The sequence below is a fragment of the Undibacterium sp. Di27W genome, assembly GCF_049340345.1.
Lineage (GTDB): Bacteria > Pseudomonadota > Gammaproteobacteria > Burkholderiales > Burkholderiaceae_D > Undibacterium.
Genome location: NZ_JBMPOS010000004.1, coordinates 393,928 through 413,605, shown reverse-complemented (window position 1 = coordinate 413,605; position 19,678 = coordinate 393,928). Strand labels below are relative to the sequence as shown.

Annotated in this window: 15 protein-coding genes and 3 pseudogenes; 9 read left to right on the top strand and 9 right to left on the bottom strand. The window is 51.1% G+C overall.

Annotated elements, in window-relative coordinates:
- The coding region (locus ACO0LF_RS11460) for a hypothetical protein (RefSeq protein WP_423014214.1) at positions 1-1,481 on the top strand (1,481 nt) is incomplete at its 5' end.
- Positions 1,478-1,969: a hypothetical protein gene (locus tag ACO0LF_RS11455; protein ID WP_423014213.1), complete on the top strand. Its 492-nt coding sequence runs from the start codon at positions 1,478-1,480 to the stop codon at positions 1,967-1,969. The genes ACO0LF_RS11460 and ACO0LF_RS11455, both read left to right, overlap by 4 nt.
- A gap of 364 nt (positions 1,970-2,333) precedes the next feature.
- On the opposite strand, the gene ACO0LF_RS11450 is transcribed toward ACO0LF_RS11455, so the two are convergent.
- The 5 genes and pseudogenes from ACO0LF_RS11450 to ACO0LF_RS11430 all read right to left on the bottom strand — a co-directional run bounded on the left by ACO0LF_RS11450 (position 2,334) and on the right by ACO0LF_RS11430 (position 5,388).
- Positions 2,334-2,675, bottom strand: coding sequence for an integrase core domain-containing protein (locus ACO0LF_RS11450; protein ID WP_423014212.1), 342 nt, complete (start codon positions 2,673-2,675; stop codon positions 2,334-2,336).
- A 62-nt stretch (positions 2,676-2,737) separates the two neighbouring features.
- A pseudogene (tnpC, locus tag ACO0LF_RS11445) lies at positions 2,738-3,814 on the bottom strand (IS66 family transposase); the annotation flags it as partial.
- A 52-nt stretch (positions 3,815-3,866) separates the two neighbouring features.
- Positions 3,867-4,103 (bottom strand): annotated as a pseudogene (tnpA, locus tag ACO0LF_RS11440) (IS66 family insertion sequence element accessory protein TnpA); the annotation flags it as partial.
- A gap of 11 nt (positions 4,104-4,114) precedes the next feature.
- Positions 4,115-4,525 (bottom strand): annotated as a pseudogene (locus ACO0LF_RS11435) (hypothetical protein); the annotation flags it as partial.
- Between the two features lie 437 nt (positions 4,526-4,962).
- On the bottom strand, positions 4,963-5,388 hold the full coding sequence (locus ACO0LF_RS11430; RefSeq protein WP_423014211.1) for a YciI family protein: 426 nt from the start codon (positions 5,386-5,388) through the stop codon (positions 4,963-4,965).
- A 221-nt stretch (positions 5,389-5,609) separates the two neighbouring features.
- Between ACO0LF_RS11430 and ACO0LF_RS11425 the strand changes: the two genes are divergently transcribed.
- The gene (locus ACO0LF_RS11425; RefSeq protein WP_423014210.1) at positions 5,610-9,428 is read left to right on the top strand and encodes an ATP-binding protein; all 3,819 of its coding nucleotides are present in this window, start codon (positions 5,610-5,612) and stop codon (positions 9,426-9,428) included.
- A gap of 245 nt (positions 9,429-9,673) precedes the next feature.
- Here ACO0LF_RS11425 and ACO0LF_RS11420 read toward each other — a convergent pair whose 3' ends face one another.
- Entirely contained in the window at positions 9,674-10,504 is an 831-nt protein-coding gene (locus ACO0LF_RS11420; RefSeq protein WP_423014209.1) for a DUF72 domain-containing protein, read from the bottom strand.
- A 474-nt stretch (positions 10,505-10,978) separates the two neighbouring features.
- Here ACO0LF_RS11420 and ACO0LF_RS11415 point away from each other — a divergent pair, with 474 nt between their 5' ends.
- Entirely contained in the window at positions 10,979-11,272 is a 294-nt protein-coding gene (locus ACO0LF_RS11415) for an antibiotic biosynthesis monooxygenase family protein (protein ID WP_423014208.1), read from the top strand.
- Positions 11,273-11,534: 262 nt separating this feature from the next.
- Here ACO0LF_RS11415 and ACO0LF_RS11410 read toward each other — a convergent pair whose 3' ends face one another.
- Both ACO0LF_RS11410 and oxlT read right to left on the bottom strand, forming a co-directional pair.
- Entirely contained in the window at positions 11,535-11,792 is a 258-nt protein-coding gene (locus ACO0LF_RS11410) for a hypothetical protein (RefSeq protein WP_423014207.1), read from the bottom strand.
- Between the two features lie 246 nt (positions 11,793-12,038).
- The gene (gene oxlT / locus ACO0LF_RS11405; RefSeq protein ID WP_423014206.1) at positions 12,039-13,322 is read right to left on the bottom strand and encodes an oxalate/formate MFS antiporter; all 1,284 of its coding nucleotides are present in this window, start codon (positions 13,320-13,322) and stop codon (positions 12,039-12,041) included.
- Positions 13,323-13,566: 244 nt separating this feature from the next.
- On the opposite strand from oxlT, the gene ACO0LF_RS11400 reads away from it, so the two are divergent.
- The 3 genes from ACO0LF_RS11400 to ACO0LF_RS11390 all read left to right on the top strand — a co-directional run bounded on the left by ACO0LF_RS11400 (position 13,567) and on the right by ACO0LF_RS11390 (position 16,951).
- The gene (locus ACO0LF_RS11400; protein WP_423014205.1) at positions 13,567-14,364 is read left to right on the top strand and encodes a fumarylacetoacetate hydrolase family protein; all 798 of its coding nucleotides are present in this window, start codon (positions 13,567-13,569) and stop codon (positions 14,362-14,364) included.
- A complete protein-coding gene (locus tag ACO0LF_RS11395; protein WP_423014204.1) occupies positions 14,361-15,362 on the top strand; it encodes a 2-dehydropantoate 2-reductase in 1,002 nt (333 codons plus the stop codon). Before ACO0LF_RS11400 ends, ACO0LF_RS11395 begins: the two co-directional genes overlap by 4 nt.
- A 65-nt stretch (positions 15,363-15,427) precedes the next feature.
- The gene (locus ACO0LF_RS11390; protein WP_423014203.1) at positions 15,428-16,951 is read left to right on the top strand and encodes an acyl--CoA ligase; all 1,524 of its coding nucleotides are present in this window, start codon (positions 15,428-15,430) and stop codon (positions 16,949-16,951) included.
- Between the two features lie 69 nt (positions 16,952-17,020).
- Here the strand turns inward: ACO0LF_RS11390 and ACO0LF_RS11385 are convergent, their stop codons facing one another.
- Positions 17,021-17,833, bottom strand: a complete 813-nt coding sequence (locus tag ACO0LF_RS11385) for a phosphate/phosphite/phosphonate ABC transporter substrate-binding protein (protein WP_423014202.1) — start codon at positions 17,831-17,833, stop codon at positions 17,021-17,023.
- Between the two features lie 435 nt (positions 17,834-18,268).
- On the opposite strand from ACO0LF_RS11385, the gene ccmA reads away from it, so the two are divergent.
- On the top strand, positions 18,269-18,964 hold the full coding sequence (gene ccmA, locus ACO0LF_RS11380; protein ID WP_423014201.1) for a cytochrome c biogenesis heme-transporting ATPase CcmA: 696 nt from the start codon (positions 18,269-18,271) through the stop codon (positions 18,962-18,964).
- A complete protein-coding gene (gene ccmB, locus ACO0LF_RS11375; RefSeq protein WP_423014200.1) occupies positions 18,958-19,626 on the top strand; it encodes a heme exporter protein CcmB in 669 nt (222 codons plus the stop codon). Before ccmA ends, ccmB begins: the two co-directional genes overlap by 7 nt.
- Positions 19,627-19,678 lie beyond the last annotated feature (52 nt).

The following is a 19,678-nucleotide window of genomic DNA, read 5'->3' as shown; positions in this document are numbered from 1 at the left end:
TAGGCAATTACTGGAGTGACGTTGCACGTGGCACAGTGAGTGGCTTTGCATCTGGTGTTACTGTTGCAGCGATGCGTGGTGGTAAGATAGAGATGGCGCAGATTGCCAGGGATGCCTTTGGCAATGCCCTGGGCAGTAGCTTGGCTGGCTCCAATATAAGTTATAGCGCCAAAGAGCAATTTGCGGATACTTTGCGGGAAATGAATCGAGGTAGCTGGCAAGCCACAGGACCGCAGGTTCCAGAGAGCTCAGGACCATGGGGTTCTTATGACGAATTTGCTCCAACTTACCCATCTCGCCTCAGGTTTGAAGAAGGCGGCCCTGCGGCAGCAGATGCTGGTGATATGCAAACTGTTGAGATTATTGGTCATCGTATGACCCGAGAAGAACGCTTGAAGTCCTATGGTCTAGATTTCTTTGACTATTTCTCCTCTGAAGATTACAGCAAAACATCTGACGCTATGCTGGCGCGCCGGGCGGGCGCCAATATGAGTGTGAATTATGAAATCAGTCAGCGCATGGCGTTACGCGGTTCGTTTAATGGTATTCAAACACCGAACCGCTTGACTTTTGGTCAAGCGATGCGTGGCAGTATGATTGTAGGTCCTGCTATTGGTGCAGTGAACTCACCGTTCACAATATCGATGGGAATTGTAAGATCGTTGGCACAAGGCGAAGTGGCTAAGTACGCCCGACAAGAGATGAGGATGTCATATCGAGAAGCAAATCGTTTTGCTGATCAAGCCATCCAAAAGATACCAACTGGTGAAGTTATTCCACATAACAATCCTCGTGAACGTGTTGCAGGTATAGCAGGTGAGCTGTTTGGTCCTCAGGGTTATGCGAAAGCGTTTACATATGCAGCCCCAGTGATAAAATCAGCGGCGATGTACGCGGCTGAGGACATTGCGGTTAATGGGTTTAGGTTAAAAATAGGTAACACTACGATATTCGACACTAATTGGTCTAGATCGTATGTAGTACCGCCTGGTTCTGGTGGGGCAAATAGCATAGGCGTTCCGGCTGCGAAATCGACTAATCCGCTAAGCCCAGTTTTGGAGTTCGATGCCCATGGCAATGAAATCGTCTATAGGACTATGAGTGAACGACATTTCGAGAGATTACAGCAGACTGACCGCTTGCCGGGAACGGGGGCAACTTCAATATCCCCGCTAGAAGCTTTTTCCCAAAATTACGACGGAATTTTGGTAAGACTTACTACTAAGCCGGGCACTTCTGCAGAACTCCAAAAAATCGGAATCGCTGAAAATACTCCGACGGCACTTGAGTTTCCAGAAATGTCAACACGTACGGGGAAGTGGAATACTACGAACGCTCGCTTCAAGGTAGAGGGGACGGGTAACCCCGTAATCAATGGGGGAATGGGTGTTATGAATACACAACTTGGAAAGGGCACTGCTTTGAAAATTTTTAACGATAATCTTCTTCGTTATGAGCAATTGCCAAAAGGATTAAAATGACTTTTTTAAAATTCGATGAAAAAAAATTGCCGATGGAAATCGTTTATCGGTTAATTGATGAGTTGAAAGACGATCCTGAACGTCTGGCTATTACGCAGAGCTTAACCCTCAACACGTCAAAACCCTTAAGTGGGCTTAAGGGAACGTTTGGCCTCTTCGGGTCGCAAGAGTGGTGGGAAAATATTAAGCAAGGGAAAATGCCACTGCTATTGCTCGGCGGTATCGTTCGTCGAGCTTACATCGCAGATCAAGATGGAACTAATGAGAACGACACCATTGATTTGCTGCTAAGCGATGGTACCGTGCGCACCGTTGGAATTTATGTAAATGACGAAAAGGACGCTAGTTTGTTTCGAGTTGGACATAGAGCTGAGATAGCGTACGCGTTGGATGAGTTGAAGCAGCAACCCGGGGTTGACGGCGGAATAAATTATTCCAAGGTTGCCTTGGAAATGGCAGTTTCGTTGCAACCAATCCAAGGGGCTTAGGGAGGTTTAGTGAAAGCTGGGGTCAGGTCTTTCATTACGACATTCCTGACCTGGCCGCCGCTGAGGCCCGACGACCAGTAGGGGAGGAATCTCAGTCAGCCTGCACGGCTTCACCCCGAGTGCCCTGTTGCCCTGTTCATCGTTCAGTAAAGCCAACTCGCTTTACCAGATCAGCAATTTTTGCAAAAGCTGGTGAGGATTTTTGTTCAATAGAGCATTAATCTGACTATTTTTTAATCAGTGCGAGCAATTTATTTTGTTCGCCTGATTAAAATTTGAGCGAAATATTTGCTCAGGATGAGCTACGCCCTGAACACATAAGGTGTTCAATGGAAAGTTAATTTTTTGATCAACGTTAAGAAAGTTAACGCCTCAAATAATAGCCAGTCAGCAAACCATCCCAAGCACTGAAAGACGCAACAGATTTTGGCGCAGAAATATAAGGATCAACACCAGTCCAGACCTCAGCAGGTGTATACCCATGCAAATGCTGATGCGGTCTGATCAAGTTATACCAGGTCGTAAATTCGCCCAGCAAGCAATCGAGCGCCAAGCCATTGACAGGCGTGATTAAATTCAACTTCTCTTTGAGCGTTAAAAAGAAACGTTCAATCCTACCACTCTGCCAGGGCTTGCCCGGTTCGCTAAATTCCTGACGTATCCCTAATTCCTTCAAAGCCCGCCGGAATTTTTTACTGCGAAACACAGATGCATTAACTGTGCGAATAATTTTCGTAAGCGAGCAGCCGTCCCACCTATAAAAATGAATTAGAAAGGTGTAGAGTTCTGAAATGGCAGCAGGGAATTGATCTGGTTGTTAGCGCAAGTCGGGAGACGCTCCAGGACACTGGTCAGCCATTGCAGTGGATCAAGACCGTTAAGTCTTGTCGTGCCCAGCAAAGTCTGGATGGCGGCAGCGCGGCGTCCTGCGCGTTCTGAACCGGCAAACAGCCAGTTCTTCTTGGCAATGGCAATCGGACGTATCGCGTTTTCGACCGCGTTGTTATCGATCGGCAGCGTGCCCGAATCGATATAGCGTACCAGCGCCGGCCAGCGCTTGAGTGCGTGCTCAATGGCCTTGCCCGTACCACTGCCTGGTGCGACAGTTTGCTGCATCGTCTGCAGCCAGGCGTGTAGCTCAATCAATACCGGCCTGGCTTGCGCTTGCCGCAGTTGCAGACGCGCTTCGGCTGTCACGCCCGCGGCCTGTTGCTCAATGGCATACAGGGCGGCAATGCGGCGCAGTGCCTCGGCCGCCACCGGGCTGCCGTTGGCTGCATGCAGCTCGAAGAACTTGCGCCGCACATGGGCCAGGCAAGCCAGTTCGGTCACGCCGTCGGCGAACAGCGCCTTGTAGCCAGCATAGTCATCCACCATGAGATGGCCGCGCCAGGTACCGAGGAAGGCGCGTGCGTGAGCACCGGCACGACCACTCTGTTAGTCGAACACGATCATCGGTGGCCCCTGATCCAGGTGATTGGAGCGATAAGCCCACAAATAGGCGTGTTTGGTCTTGCCCTGACCGGGATCGAGTTGGCGTACCGGGGTTTCATCGGCATGCAGGCAAGGTCGCTGCCGCAGCAGTTCGGCCAGTCTCTCACTTAAGGGCTGCAATGCCACGCCTAGCTGACCTATCCATCCTGCCAGCGTAGAACGCGCCAGCGACACCCCCTGACGGGCAGCGATCTGTTCCAGCCGGTACAGTGGCAAATGATCGGCGAACTTCCTGACCGCCACCCAGGCCAGCAAACCGGGAGCAGCCAGGCCGCCATCGATCACCGCTGGCGGGATCGCTGCTGCGGTGACCGTGTCGCAGCCGCGGCAGGCATATTGAGGGCGAATATGGTGTAGCAGGGAATTCGTAGAGCATGGCTCTGCGCCTGCGCAACACCAGTCCCGTGGAACCAGACCCAGCAGGCGTCACTTGCAAGGGCAATAGCTGGATGCCGGGCTGTTGCGATTGGGATGGCTTATTCTCAACAGCCTGTTCGGCGATGAGTGCGCGCCGCCAATAGCCGAAGGTGGCGAATTTGAGGCCTGCGCTTACGCAAAAGGCGCGCTGGCTCAGTACACTCTGCTGCCATTGGGCGATGTGCTGTTGCCACTGCTGCCGCTTGGCTTGATCTCGTTTCATGCTGCTCCTCTTTACTTGTGATGGGAGGGCGAGTCTGGACGAGAGCAGCGTTCAATGCTAGGTGGGGCGGCTGCTCGCTTACGTGCAATCATCGATTGCCGTATATTGATAGACTCCGGGAGAAATCTTGCACACGGCCATTTGTACGCGATCACCAGGAATCGGTTAAACCTAATGACCTGCTTTCTGAATGCTCTTTTATGGTTCAGAAGCGGCTGCTTTAGACGTTCCAGCACTTTATGGATAGTTGCGGTCGATAAAGAAATGCCGTGAAGGCGCTGTAGGTCATTTTGAATTCGACGGTGTCCTAATTTGCGCTTCCGTAGTGCAGCAATGAGCTGTTCATGCATTGACTCAACTTTGCGCGCTGGAGATGTTTTTGGTATGCGACTTTCCTCCTTAAGGCCATCTATGCCCAATTCCTGATATCGCTGCTACCATTTTCGCAAGGTTGGGCGCGAAATGCCGCAACGCAGGCACACAACGCCTGCATTGCCAAGTTCTTCATAGAGTTGAACCCAACGAAGTCGCATTCGAATTTCGTCATCCATTGCATCATTTTAATTGAAACGATGTCTATGAATCACACACATAAATGCCTAAAAGTACGAAATCTAGAAAATCTCATTTTATCTGACAGAAACGAAAAAAATCTCAACTATTACGACAATCGGTCTCAATTTATGTGGCAATTTTCTGTTAATCGGAGCGTTCGTTGCCAATTCCAGTCTCAACTTACGTGGCACTTTACGGTGTCGTAAAGTGCCACGGAAGTTGAAATTTTTGATGCAATTGCTGAGGCTGAACAAGCCTCTGAGGTCGGCCAATTGGCCGACCTTTTTCATTGAAGAAATCTACTTCAGCTCTTGTCTTCAGTAATTTTACGTACCCTGGTTTCTTGCTCACGCAACTCAGTAGTGTAAGCATCACCGAAATCTTCGCTGTCGAATATCTGTCTTATCTCGATCTCTGAATCTCCTGGCATGGGGTTGGGGCAGCGTTTTACCCATGCTATTGCCTGCTCAAGGGAAGGCAGTTGCCAGATCCAGAAACCTGCGATCAGCTCATTGGTTGCCGAAAACGGACCATTGACCACGCTGCGCGTGCTCCCGGAAAATCCTACACGCACTCCCTTTGATGAAGGGTGCAATCCTTCGCCAGCCAGGAGCACACCGGCATTGGCGAGTTCTTCGTTGAACTTGCCCATTTCTGTCAACATTGCTTCGCTGGGCATGATGCCAGCTTCAGAAGCTTTGGTCGCTTTGACCATGATCAGGAATTTCATTTTTGCTCTCCTTGGCTGGCTGGTTTTGGGTAGCAGTCTGTCCCGCCCCCTCAGAGGCGGCCGAGTATGGTACAGCTTGAAAACAGCTTGCACGAATTGCCATTGTGAGACTGTGCGTCAGCTAACATAGTATGGCGATTGAATACTTCTATAGGCATCCCGTTCCGTCTCATATAAAAAATGCTATGCTGTACAAATTGCCTTCAACTCAGCCTGTTGCCATGCCTAGCGATCACATTGCCAACATTATCAATGAACATAAATTCCTCAGTGCTCCAGGTCAGTTAGGTGGTTTGATCGCCGCTCGCGATTGGTCGAACACATCGCTGGGTCCGATTTCTGGCTGGCCGCAGAGCCTGAAGACTGCAGTCAGCCTGATGCTCAGTTCGCGCCAGCCCATGTGGATAGGCTGGGGAGCAGACGTCACTTTTCTCTACAATGATGCCTACATTGATGTGCTTAGCCTGGCCAAGCATCCCCAGGCCCTGGGCTTGCCTGTAGCCGAGGTCTGGTCCGAGATATGGGACATTTGCGGCCCACTGGCTGACCGGGTGTTTGCTTTTGGTGAAGCAACCAATGCAGATGATGTGCGTTTGTTCATGAGCCGTGGCGATTTTCTGGAAGAGAACTTTTTCTCTTTTTCATATAGTCCCATCCGTGACGAGTCAGGTAATGTCGCCGGTCTGTTTTGCCCCAATCTGGATGTCACTGCCAAACACTTGAATGCGCGCCGTTTGCGCACATTGTCAGAGATAGCGAGTCGATCCTTGATGGAAAAAACCGTTGGTGCTGCAGCTGACAGTGTGATCGCAACGCTGGCCAATAATCCTGATGACATAGCTTTTGCATTGCTTTACCTGAGCCAGGAACAAGCGGGACAAGCAGCCGCCGCCGGGCTGAAACTCTGGCAGGCAACTGGCGCTGCTGTCGACACTGTCCCGGCCACTGTCACCCTCCTGGAAGACGGGGCACCTACAATTCCTGCTGCTACAGCCAGTTTGTCAGTGGTACTGGAACATGCACTTGCTACCACTCTGCGCTCGGGGTTAGCAAGTGTGGTGGATTTTCCTTTTGCAGAGACCTTGCCGGTCGGGCTGGCCAATTTGCCGGTTCGTCAGGCGCTGGTATTACCGCTCATGGCTTCGTCCAATGTCGTCGGCGCTGTGGTGCTGGGTGTCAGTCCTGTGCGCAAGCTGGATCATGATTACCGAAGCTTTTTTGATCTGGTGGCAACCCAGTGCGGTAATGCCATCCAGAATGCCCGTGCCAGTGAAGAAGAACGCTTGCGGCTGGATATGCTGGCAGAGGTCGATAGGGCCAAGACGCAGTTTTTCAGTAATGTCAGCCATGAATTCCGCACCCCACTGACACTCATGCTGGCCCCGCTGGAAGAGGCGCTTGAAGATGCTGCCAGCCTGCCGCCAGTTCAAAGGCAACGCCTGGAACTGATGCAGCGCAATGCTGTGCGCCTGCAAAAACTGGTGAATACTCTGCTTGAATTTTCACGTGTGCAGGCAGGCCGTGCCCAGGCCGTGTTTGAACCCACGGATCTGGCGGCACTGACGTCTGACCTGGCCAGCAGTTTCCGCTCCACGGTAGAAAGCACTGGCATGCAATTGATTGTTGACTGTGCGCCATTGTCGGCGCCTGTCTATATTGATGTCGCCATGTGGGAAAAGATTATCCTTAACTTGCTCTCGAATGCCTTCAAGTTCACTTTTGAAGGTGCGATTACCGTGAGCATGCACGAAGCACCCGTGCAGGGAACTGTCACGGTGACGATTGCCGACAGCGGGATAGGCATTGCTGCAGATCAGTTGCCGCGCCTGTTTGAACGTTTTCACAGAATAGACAGTGCGCGCTCCCGTACGCATGAAGGCACAGGCATAGGTCTGGCACTGGTGCATGACCTGGTGGCCCTGCAGAGTGGTGTCATCAAGGTCGATAGCGAACCCGGTCGCGGCACTCGCTTTCATATTACTTTGCCCCTGGGTACTGCCCATCTTGATCCTGCGCAACTGCGGCCTTCGCAAGTAGGCACATCCAGTCATGTGACGTCCAGGGCGTATGTCGCTGAGGCGGCTGGCTGGCTGGGCGTGCCGCTATCGCCAGCCTTGCCTGAACTTGAAGTAGTGACGATACCGTCCGCATCAGCATTGTCAGGGCGTGTGCTGATCGTGGATGACAATGCCGACATGCGCGACTATCTGTGCCGTTTGTTGAAGCCGCATTGGCACATCGAGCTTGCAGGCAATGGGGTCGAAGCACTGGCGGCAATCAAATTGCACCGGCCGGACTTGATCGTCTCCGACGTCATGATGCCGCAACTGGATGGCTTTGGCTTGCTGGCAGCCTTGCGTGCTGATGCTGCGACCCATGAACTTCCGGTGCTGCTGCTCTCGGCCCGCGCTGGCGAAGAAGCACGTCTGGAAGGCTTGCAGGCAGGTGCCAGTGATTATCTGGTCAAACCATTTTCTGGTCGCGAACTGGTGGCGCGTATCGACGCATTGTTATTGCGTCAGCGCGTGCGCACGATAGAAAATAGCGCAACCCGGCGCATGCAAGCCATCTTTAGCCAGGCACCGGTGGGGATTGCTATTCTGCGCGGGCCAGAGCATGTATTCGAGCTGGCCAATGAACGCTATCAGGAACTGGTTGAACGAAGCACGCTGATAGGTCTGACTATCCGGCAAGCCTTGCCCGAGGTCGAAGGCCAGCAAATATTTGAGCTGCTGGATGCGGTGTATGCGACTGGCATACCTTATATGGGGCGCTCGGTGCGGGTTGACATCCTGCGCGGCAACCCTGCGCGACCAGTTGAATGCTATTTTGATTTTGTCTATCAACCGCTTTGCGATGATCATGGCACTATCGAAGGAATTGCTGTGGTGGTGTTTGAGGTGACTGAGTTGGCGAGTGCAAAACGGGCGGCTGAAGCAGGCAGTCTTGCCAAGGATGAATTCCTGGCCATGCTTGGTCACGAATTGCGCAATCCCCTGGCGCCGATAGTCACGGCCTTGCAATTGATGCGTTTGCGCGGCGTCGATACTGCCAAAAAAGAACGGGCAGTGATAGAGCGACAAGTCCAGCATCTGGTGGCGCTGGTTGATGACTTGCTGGATGTCTCGCGAGTTACCCAGGGCAAGATAGAATTGCGCAGGAAAGTCATAGAGCTGGGTGAAGTGGTGGCCAATGCCATAGAAACGATCAGCCCGCTGATTGAGGGCAAATTGCATCATCTGACGGTCGATGTTGACAGCAGCGGTTTGCTGGTGCAGGCAGATCCGGCGCGCTTGAGGCAGGTAGTCGCCAATTTGCTCAGCAATGCCGCCAAATATACCGAGCAAGGCGGGCGCTTGCGTATCGCTGCCTGGCGTGAGAGCAGTGATGTGGTATTGACGGTCAGCGATAACGGCATAGGTATCAGCACTGCGACGCTGCCAACGATCTTTGATTTATTCGTGCAAGAGCGCCAGGCACTTAGCCGATCGCAAGGCGGTCTGGGGCTGGGTCTGGCGATAGCACGCAGCATGATGGCATTGCATGGCGGTAGTGTGGAAGCACATAGTGAAGGCCTGGGCATGGGCAGCACCTTCACGCTGCGTTTGCCAGCCTACCAGCCATTGGCATCCACGACGGAAGATGAGACTGCGTCAGCATCGGTAGTGGAAACGGATAACGTCATACGTCAGGGTTTAGCCATTCTGATTGTCGATGATAATGAAGATGCAGCACAAGTGCTGCAGGACATGCTGGAAATACAGGGGCACAGGGTGAAGGTGGTCCTTAACGGCCCGGCAGCATTGCAGCTTGCCCCGCTATTCCAGCCTGATGTTTGTTTGCTCGATATAGGATTGCCTGGTATGGATGGCTATGAACTTGCTCAGCGTTTGCGCCAGCTACCTGGCGGTGATTTACTGCGCCTGTTTGCTGTGACTGGCTATGGTCAAAGTGAAGATCGCCGCCGTGCAGCCGAGCACGGTTTTGACGAGCACTTTGTCAAGCCGCTGGATATTGCCAGACTTAATGCCATGTTATGAAAGTCCTGGCGCACTTAGTGGACACTCGGAGGCTGTTACGAAATTAAGATGTGGCATATCCTGAATACGAGGTTTGTGTAGGGTGCGCCGTGCGCACCACCTTTTTGATGTATGGCTTCAGTCGCAGAAGCACAGTGAGCGTTAAGAAATGGTGCGCATGGCGCACCCTACCAGACGTAACATGCACCTCAACTTCTATCCTTTTCACTATAGTTTTCAGTGGAGAGGCTGTTGCAAAATTGAAGCTATTGCGGTTGGCTAAAACCGACATGCAGCAAGCTTTGCATAATTACGGCATTCGGAAATGCTGCACCGTCTGCCGTATTATCGAACACGCACCAAATGCGCCTACTATGTGTCGATAGAGCGTCAATTCTTTGCCTTAGTTTTTCCAAATATACACGGCCATAACTGGAATAATACATTTTTGGGCTGCCATGCAGCCTCAAATAACTAGTGGAAGCCGTCACAGGAAAATCATCTTGCAATACCTCGTATCCGGCCATACCAGGATCTGCAGCAACCAGACAAATATCGTGTTCAAGTAGTAAATCGAATGAAGCAGCTTGAAACCAGCTTGCATGGCGCGGTTCGAGGGCAAGGGGAGTATCACTGAGCTGTTTTAACAGCGAAAAAAATTTCCGGGCAACTTCAGCATTGAAGGGCAGGCTGGGAGGGAGCTGGATGAGCAGACATCCCAGTTTCTCTTTTAGATGAGAAGCCTCCCTTATAAATTTCTGCAATTCGTTTTCGCAGTTTTTCAATCGCAAAACATGTGTCGTCGTCTTGGGTAATTTGACTGAAAAGCGAAATCCTTCAGGAACGCTTTGTCGCCATCGCGCATAAGTAGCAGGCAGATGCGAGCGATAAAAAGAAGAATTGATTTCCACGCCATTCAACAATGTTGCATAACGCTCCAGATGGCTAAATGCGTGCACTCCATTTTTTAACGAACTTAATTCGTCTTGCACCTGAAGCAAAGATGGAAATTGCGCTAGCAATTCTGTATTGATCAAGCCAGGTACATTCCAGCCTGCACAGGCGCAAACCAGCAGTGGCGTTGGTGAGCTGCTCATATCAATAAAATTAAAGTGAATAGAACCAGATATTAAGTGACTGCCGTGATGCAAAAAAAGCGGCCTGTTCTGAAAAGCTTGTAAGAGAAGAAGAGTTGCAAGAAGATGAGTTGATGAGCGGCTTTTTGCTTAAGCAATTAACTCAGCACGACCTCATGCAAATTGCGCATGCGGGCACGATAACATTACCGTCGCTTTATCGCTGGATGGTTTACCGGCCTGTGCGAATGGGTAAGCGACACAAATCACTATATCGAATTGAAGCAAATGACTGCTTGCAGGTCCAGTTGGGGGGGGGGGCATGCTCGCGGGTTCTATTTTAATTAATTTTAAGTATTCATTAATTTAATTAAATTTATATTTAAATGATAGTTTGTATCGTTTATACTTTGCGTCAAGTCGTATCTTCTGCCCTCTGCTTCAGATTGATTTCGACTATGGATGAATAATTTTATTGATTTATTGAGGAGAAAGATGATGTTTGTACGTTTGACGCATGTGCAGTCCAAACCCGGGCAAATGGGGGATGTTGTCGCTCTTTATCAGAGCGTCGTGCTGCCACTCTTGCAGCAACAACCAGGGTTTAGCAGCACGCAATTGCTGACCGATCCACTCACAAACAAGGGAATCTCAATGACTGTCTGGGAGACGGAAACCGATCGGCAAGCGGCTGACAGCAATGGTTTTTTGCTGGAACAAATCATGAAAGTGATGCCGTTCCTCACGGCGCAACCAATATCAGAAAGTTATATTGTCGAACCGGGATAACAAAGTCATGTGACGACCGGGCTTGCCCTTTAACCCCGGCTTTCTTGCTTCTACAATGCCATGACCGGCAAGGACGATCAATACATCTCTGCATTTTCATGTTTAGCATATGCGCAGTTCAGCAGGATGAGCAGGAGCTTTGCTTGAAGCGGCTGCATTGACTGGGCCATGCGCAAGTGAGCGTGGCTTAAAAACGACCCAATGACTGCTTGTCGTGCATAGTAGTGTCAGCGTCGTTTCAGATGACGCCGCATTATCATGGTCAGCGCATATAATTGGGCCAGAAGACCGCCCACCAGAGTACTTTTAAGCCGCCTTTAATGTCGACCTGGCGCATGTCGGGAGAGGGAAAGGGAATCTTTCTGATGCGCATGACAAGCAAGCCTATATTGAGCCAGACGATGACGGCAAGTTCTGTGCAAGTATCGAAAGCATAGTCGAATAGCATAGGCAATACGAGTACGATGCCATAAGCCATCACCATGGCAGACAAATGGTAAATGATGTGCAGGAGTTTCATGATCGCTTAGTCATTCAAGATGGCGCCTGGCAGGTTCAAGATCAATTCCAGTTCCTTGAATCAGGCGTTTATTTTTCAGAGAGCAAGCTTATCAAGGCGATCCTAAAAAATTCGTAAAAACTGTAGTGCTGGCCGTATGCGAAATGTAAAAGTTTCTACCGCTGCTTAATAAAAAAAGCCGCGCAAACTGCGCGGCTTTTTCTTTTAATTCGGGTTCATTCCCGGGCTGGCGAAATCAGTCAACCCTCATTGCAAATTACGCATGCGGGCACGCATGGGTTTGAGTACGGCCAATGCCATGATGGCGGCCAGGGCATTGAGGCCGGCAGCGATGTAGAACACTTCATGCCAGCCCTTGTAGGCTTCGACTACATAGACTGACAGTGGTACCAGCAAGGAAGCCGTGCCTTTGGCGGTGTACAGCAAACCGGCATTGGTGGCAGCAAATTTGCTGCCGAAAGTATCGCCACAGGTGGAAGGGAAGAGGCTATAGATTTCACCCCAGCCAAAAAATACCAGTGCGGTCAGCAAGACAAAATAAACTGGGTCTTTACCGAGGATGCTCAGTGCCAGGATACCCACTGCTTCCAGCGAGAAGGCGATGAACATGGCATTTTCACGGCCTATATTGTCAGAAACCCAGCCAAAGAAAGGGCGGGTAATGCCATTGAATATGCGGTCCAGTGACAAAGCAAAAGTCAGGGCAGGCAAGGTGAAGCCTATCAGCGATACCGGGATGTCGGCAATTTTAAAATCCTTGGCGATAGGGGCCAGTTGCGCCGTGGCGACCAGGCCGCCAGCTGCCATCATGACGAACATCAGATACATGACCCAGAAGACGGGTGTCTTGATCATTTGCTGCCAGGTGAAATCGACCTTGGTCTGGCGGATTTGAGTGGCTATTGGTGCTGGAGTTGCCTTGTTATCTTTAGGCGAACTCAGCAGGAAGGACAGCAAAAACACGACCAGGCCCTGGCCCAGGCCAAAATACAGGAAGGCTGACTCATAGCCACTGTTCTTGATCATGGCAGAAATGGGGATGATGGTCAGCGCCGATCCCATGCCAAAGCCAGCGGCTGTCAGGCCCGCTGCAAAACCACGGCGGTCAGGGAACCATTTAAGCGCATTGCCTACGCAAGTGCCATATACCGCACCGGCACCGATACCGCCTATCGCTGCTGCGATATACAGCATGGTCAGAGAGTCTGCAAAGGAGTTCATGATCCAGGCCAGACCTATCAGCAAACCACCCACCAGCACGACGGGACGAGGGCCGAATTTGTCAACCAGATAGCCTTCTACTGGCACCAGCCAGGTTTCGGTAAGCACAAAGATAAAGAATGCAACCTGTATGGCTTTGCGGCCCCAATGGTATTTTTGATCCAGTGGGTCGACAAACAGGGTCCAGCCGTATTGGAGATTGGCGATCATCGCCATACAAACGACACCGAGCAATAATTGCAGCCAGCGATACTGTGTAGTAGTTTCTGCAATGGGGAGTTTTTGCTCGAGGGATATTTCCGGAGTCATGCGCCTGTCCTTTTAATTCAATCTTAAGGTTAAATGGAAACAATACTTGCTGATAATCGCTGAAGGTATGCGATCATGTGGCTTGATTTTTTTTGGTCAAATTTGCTAGCCGAATTGACTAGACTATAATAATTCATTTAATGTGATTTAACAATTTCAGCTTAAGCATATGTTTATTCGCTGAGACCTCACACCAGAAAAAACCAGAAGATTTTTTTGTAAACCCGCATGAATACTTGCTCATATGACAAATTGGCTGCGCTTTGAACATCAACATCTGACAGGCTTTGGCAGTCTTGATGCCGACAACATCACGGTCTTTGAAGGTGATCTATTTAACAATCCGACACCCACAGGAAAAACACTGGCCCTTGCTGAAGTGAGTTTGCTGACCCCTTGTTTACCTTCAAAAATGCTGGGCTTATGGAATAATTATCATGAGCTGGCCAGCAAACTGGGGCAGGCGATTCCAGCCGAACCCTTGTATTTCATCAAGACTTCCAATTCCTATTTGCCGCACGCTGGCATCATCAAACGTCCACCCGCTTATGACGGCAAAATCCTGTATGAAGGTGAGCTAGGTATCGTGATAGGCAAGACTTGCAGCAATGTTGATGTGGACATCGCTGCGGACAGTATTTTCGGCTATACCTGTGTCAACGATGTGACAGCATTGGAATTATTGCAGCGGGATACTACGTTTGCGCAATGGAGCAGAGCCAAGAGTTGCGATAGTTTTGGGGTGTTCGGCCCGGTGATTGCTACTGGCCTGGACGCGCTAGCCTTGACCGTGAAGACATTTTTAAATGGCAAGGAGCGACAAAATTATGCCTGTCGCGATATGATCTTTACGCCAGCGCAGATAGTCAGCATGATTTCACGCGAAATGACTTTATTTCCGGGTGACGTCATCGCCTGCGGCACATCAATTGGCGCTGGCCCCATGCGTAGCGGTCAGATGGTGGAAGTCGTGATAGACGGCATAGGCAGTTTGCGTAACGGTTTTGAGAGTGTTGAAAGTTCTGAGGAAGATAATAAATGAAGATAGCAGTCATAGGTGCAGGTGCAATCGGTGGATACCTGGCAGTCAAACTTGCCCAGACCGGGCATGAAGTCAGCGTCGTAATACGCGGTGCCAATTTGCATGCCGTGCGTGAAAACGGCTTGAAACTGATCATGGATGATGGCAGCGAACATGTGGCAAACATCTTCGCCACCGATCGTATTGCCGATTTGCCGGTCCAGGATGTCGTCATCCTCGGCATGAAGGCACATCAGGTTGCGGCAGTGGCTGCCGACATACCTGCTTTGCTGGGGCCGGAATCCGTGGTGGTGACGGCGCAAAATGGCGTGCCATGGTGGTATTTCCACAAGCATGGCGGCGACTATGAAGGACGGCGCGTGGAAGCGGTAGACCCTGGCGGTGTAGTCTCAGCACACATAGACGTGGACAAAGTCATAGGCTGCATCATTTACCCCGCCTGCGAGATCATCGCGCCTGGTGTCATCAAGCATATAGAAGGTAACCGCTTTTCCCTGGGCGAGATTGATGGTAGCGATACCCCGCGCATACGTGAGCTGGCGGATGCCTTGCGCCAGGCGGGTTTCAAGACACCGATCTCGTCTGACATCCGTTCAGAAATCTGGCTCAAGCTGTGGGGTAACCTGAGCTTCAATCCTATCAGTGCGCTGACCCATGCAACGCTGGTGGATATCTGCGAATTTGCCCCTGTGCGTGAACTGGTGGCGCGCATGATGCGCGAAGGACAGGTGATAGGTGAAAAGCTCGGTGTCAATTTCAAGGTGTCCATCGACAAGCGCATTGCTGGTGCCGCTGCCGTTGGCAAACACAAGACGTCCATGTTGCAGGATATCGAAGCTGGTCGCCCCATAGAGTTGGAGGCACTGGTAGGCACAGTCATAGAAATGGGCAGAATCACTGATACCCCTACCCCGAATATAGAAGCGGTGTATGCACTGACTTCGCTGCTGGCGCGCACGGTGCAAGAGCAAAATGGCAAACTGCGCATACAGCAATGAATGAACGTCATTGCCTGAAAACCGTTGCCAAGTTTCGTGCTTTATTTTTATTATAGAAAGTAATCATGCAAAGATTTTCCACCCTCGTCGAACTACTTGCCGTAGGCGCTGATGATGCTATCGCATTGCAAGCGCCAGGAGCCAAGCCGCTGACTTACCGTGACTTGCGCGCAAATCAGCAAAAGACCCTGGCTGCCCTGAACAGCTTCGGCATAGGCCGCCAGGACAGGGTTGCCATCGTGCTGCCCAACGGGCCAGAAATGGCCAGCGCCTTTGTCTGCATTGCTGCTGCCGCCACGGCAGCCCCTTTGAACCCTGTCTATCGTGCTGATGAATTTGAGTTCTATCTGTCTGACCTGCACGCCAAAGCACTTGTGGTAGAGAAGGGCAGCACTACCCCTGCGCTGGCCATCGCTGACAAGCTCAAGATACAGGTACTGGAACTCACTCCTAGCGACGAAGGCACAGGAGCATTCACGCTGACGCAAGTTAATCCACAAGCAGCCAGTGCCTCGTTTTTACCCGGCCCGGCAGCGCCTGAAGACATAGGTTTGATACTGCATACCTCGGGCACGACCTCACGCCCCAAGATCGTGCCATTGTCGAACATCAATATCTGCGCCTCAGGCTGCAATGTGCGCGACAACCTGCAACTGACTGCGGTTGACCGTGGCTTGAATATCATGCCGCTATTCCATATCCACGGCCTGATCGCAGGTTTGCTGGCCCCCTTGTCCGCTGGCAGCAGCATCTTTTGCACGCCAGGTTTTAATGCCCTGAAATTTTTTGGCTGGATGACAGAAGCGAAGCCGACCTGGTATACCGCCGTACCGACCATGCATCAGACCATTGTTGCGCGGGCAGCGCAAAATCATGATGTGATTGCGGCCAATCCCTTGCGCTTCATACGCTCATCATCATCGTCGATGCCACCACAAGTCATCGGCGAACTTGAAGCTGCTTTCAAAACACCTTTGATTGAAGCCTATGGCATGACCGAGGCAGCGCACCAGATGGCCAGTAACCCACTGCCACCTGCGAAACGCATACCAGGCTCAGTCGGCATTGCTGCCGGGCCTGAAGTCGCGATCATGGATACAGAAGGTAATTTGCTGGAGCGCGGACAGACTGGCGAAATCGTCATCCGCGGTGCGAATGTGACGGCAGGCTATGAAAATAATCCCAAGGCCAATGCCGAGGCGTATACCAGTGGCTGGTTCCGCACGGGTGACCAGGGCATCATGGATGTGGATGGTTACCTCAGCATCACTGGTCGCCTCAAGGAAATCATCAGTCGCGGCGGTGAGAAAATTTCCCCGCGTGAAGTCGATGAAATTTTGATGGACCATCCTGCGGTACAACAAGTAGTTACCTTTGGCATCCCTCACGAAAAGCTGGGCGAAGAGGTCGGTGCTGCCGTGGTATTGCGCGAAGGGGCGACAGCAACAGAAAAAGAATTGCGCGAATTTGCTGCAATCCGTCTGGCTGACTTCAAGATACCACGCAAGATCTTGTTCCTGGAAGAAATACCCAAGGGCGCTACCGGCAAGTTGCAGCGCATAGGCCTGGCCGCCAAGCTGGGTTTGTAGTTTGTAGCCGGGTGTGAATGCAAAAAGGGGAGCAGATTCATCTGCTCCCCTTTTTTTATTTTAGAAATCTTACAGACCCAGGCGTTTGGTTGCATCGGTCATGACAGTATTGTCCCAGGCGACAAAGCCCTTCATATTGATACCCTTGAGTGCATTTTTACCTGCATCGTTTTCACTGAGCTTGAGCAAGAGATTTTGCACCTTGTCGCGCTGTTCAGGGCTCAATTTGCGGGAAGCCAAAAATTGCTTGATAGGGACAGGCTTGGTTTCTGCTATGACACGCCCACCTTTGGCAGTCCATTCTTTGGCAATAGTGCCCGAGCCAGTAACACCAGCTTCGACGAAACCATTTTCTACCATGAAAGGTACGGCATCCTGGTAGCGGGTAGCACTAAAGCGTGACGCCGGATCGCGAAAACCCAGTTCGTTTAGGTTGGCGGTAAACATAACAGTAGTGATGGATTCCAATGACGGTACACCAATTTTTTTATCACGCAAGTCTGCCAGGGTCTTGATGGCAGAATCTTTTTTGACGAATACGCGAGCGCGGTATTCAGTAAAATCCTTGGCACTGGCCAGCCCCACATATTTGCCACTCTTGGCGGCGCGCAGGCCCAGGTGTGCAGGATGGATGAATACCAGGTCATAACGTTCGGCATCAAGACCTGCTTCAAAATTGTTATATCTATCCACTGCTTGCACTTTGACAGTACGCTTGAGTTCCTTTTCCAGTAAATCCACCAAAGGCTTATAACGCTCCGTCACAGGGCTGCCATCCTGATAGGTAACGCCTTCATTAACCGCGAGTATCCACTCCTGTGCACTACTTACCTGTGCCACGAATGTAAGAAAAACCAAGATAAAAACGCGTAGGAAAAACATGGATGACACCCAAAAAGTGAGAGAGGAAAGCAGGAAACCCGAGCATTGTAAAGCAATTGTGCGATTGCACAAATTTATCTGGAGTTTTTCCTGTACCAGCAATGGCAATGGAGATTGGTCATATGCCTGTCATTAAGATGAGCGTTGCTTGCAGGCAGGAGCCAATTTTCCTGTTGTATGTGGCGATTTTTCTTGCAGCAATATTGCTCAGATGCCGCACGCAGTGGCTGAAATGATTGTAACCCGTATCAGAGTGAAGACTTAGAAGAACTTGTCATAAGCATCGAAGGAAATGCAGCTTCCTGGGCTCTCGCAGGGCGGTTAGAATATTTAAAGCCAGGTTCGCTGTCATGGCGACACAACGCAACATCAGCCTGGCAAAACTGATTTTTTGCTCATCCAGATATTTATTTCATCACCGCAGGTAAAACGCGCATGTATCAGCAAACCGGGAGAGACATCAAGCGCCATTGTGAAATTACTACTCCCCATACGCATGCAAGCTTCGAGGCCAGACAGCTGGCTTGCCTGAAAGGACGTCGTTCTCTTTTTTCAGGCATCAATATCCAGTTGCACGCAGGTCATGCGCTCCATGTACGAGGCAGCAATGGCAGCGGCAAATCCAGCCTGTTGCGCATACTCTGTGGTCTGGTCAGCCCAGAGCAAGGAGTGGTCTTGTGGTCGGGTAGACCTGTACATGCATTGCGGGAAGAGTTTCACCAGTACCTGTTTTTTCATGGACATGCGACTGGTATCAAGGATGATTTGCTGGCCTGGGAAAACCTTGCCTTCAATGCCAGGCTGGCTGGAGTGCATTGCTCGTATGCGATGGCATGCGAGGCACTGAAGGCGATGGATTTGCTACAGGCGGCACTGTTACCTGCTGGACAATTATCACAAGGCCAACGCAAGCGTCTGGCTCTGGGCAGATTATATTTACCGGATTTGCCGCAGCTATTGATACTGGATGAAGCCTTTAGTGCCCTGGACCAGAATGCGACTGCTATCCTGGCTGCAATACTGGAGGCGCATTTGCAGCAAGGCGGTATGCTGATCTATACCACGCACCAGGACATCCATCTGCAGGCGCCCGCTCATCAGGAATTATGGCTGGGTGAACGTCCGTGCTAAAGTTGTTTATGGCCGTGGCAGGGCGTGATCTGCAACTGGCCTGGCGCCGTCGTTCAGATGTGTTGAATACCATGATTTTTTTTGTGCTTATCGTCAGCCTGTTCCCCCTGGGGATAGGTGCTGATAAGCTTTTGTTGCAAGCAATCGCACCCGGCATCATCTGGGTAGCCGCATTGCTGGCATCCATGCTGGCTGCACCACGCTTGTTTGCCAGTGATTATGCCGATGGCACACTGGAGCAAATGCTCTTGTCTGCAGAGCCTTTGCTGGTCATCGTCAGTGGCAAGATCCTGGCGCATTTTCTGATCTCCGGTTTGCCACTGGTATTGATAAGCCCTTTACTGGCATTGCAATTTGACTTGCCCGCCAATGCAATCGGTGTGCTGGTATTGAGCCTTTTGCTTGGTACGCCCGTGCTGAGCCTGATTGGTGCCATGGGCGCAGCATTGACGCTGGGTGTGCGTGGTAGTGCGGTCTTGTTATCTTTGCTGGTCTTGCCTTTAACCATACCTGTGCTGGTCTTTGGCAGTGGTGCATTGGTGGCCCATGGCGCTGGTATGGATACCACCGCGTACTGGTATGTACTGGCAGGCATGCTCACTGCTCTGGCGGTTGTTTCCCCTGTTGCAAGCAGCTATGGCTTGCGCATCATGCTCGACTGAATGCAGCAGTTTAATTCTCAACATGGCAGATGTTGAACTGCTGTGTTCGCAA

Bases quoted from the DNA above. Each gene is read 5' to 3' on its own strand.
- ACO0LF_RS11415 (WP_423014208.1), top strand. From the start codon at position 10,979: ATGATGTTTGTACGTTTGACGCATGTGCAGTCCAAACCCGGGCAAATG.
- ACO0LF_RS11390 (WP_423014203.1), top strand. From the start codon at position 15,428: ATGCAAAGATTTTCCACCCTCGTCGAACTACTTGCCGTAGGCGCTGAT.
- ACO0LF_RS11420 (WP_423014209.1), bottom strand. From the start codon at position 10,504: ATGAGCAGCTCACCAACGCCACTGCTGGTTTGCGCCTGTGCAGGCTGG.
- ACO0LF_RS11395 (WP_423014204.1), top strand. From the start codon at position 14,361: ATGAAGATAGCAGTCATAGGTGCAGGTGCAATCGGTGGATACCTGGCA.
- ccmA (WP_423014201.1), top strand. From the start codon at position 18,269: ATGTATCAGCAAACCGGGAGAGACATCAAGCGCCATTGTGAAATTACT.
- oxlT (WP_423014206.1), bottom strand. From the start codon at position 13,322: ATGACTCCGGAAATATCCCTCGAGCAAAAACTCCCCATTGCAGAAACT.
- ACO0LF_RS11455 (WP_423014213.1), top strand. From the start codon at position 1,478: ATGACTTTTTTAAAATTCGATGAAAAAAAATTGCCGATGGAAATCGTT.
- ACO0LF_RS11385 (WP_423014202.1), bottom strand. From the start codon at position 17,833: ATGTTTTTCCTACGCGTTTTTATCTTGGTTTTTCTTACATTCGTGGCA.
- ACO0LF_RS11430 (WP_423014211.1), bottom strand. From the start codon at position 5,388: ATGAAATTCCTGATCATGGTCAAAGCGACCAAAGCTTCTGAAGCTGGC.
- ACO0LF_RS11425 (WP_423014210.1), top strand. From the start codon at position 5,610: ATGCCTAGCGATCACATTGCCAACATTATCAATGAACATAAATTCCTC.
- ACO0LF_RS11410 (WP_423014207.1), bottom strand. From the start codon at position 11,792: ATGAAACTCCTGCACATCATTTACCATTTGTCTGCCATGGTGATGGCT.
- ACO0LF_RS11400 (WP_423014205.1), top strand. From the start codon at position 13,567: ATGACAAATTGGCTGCGCTTTGAACATCAACATCTGACAGGCTTTGGC.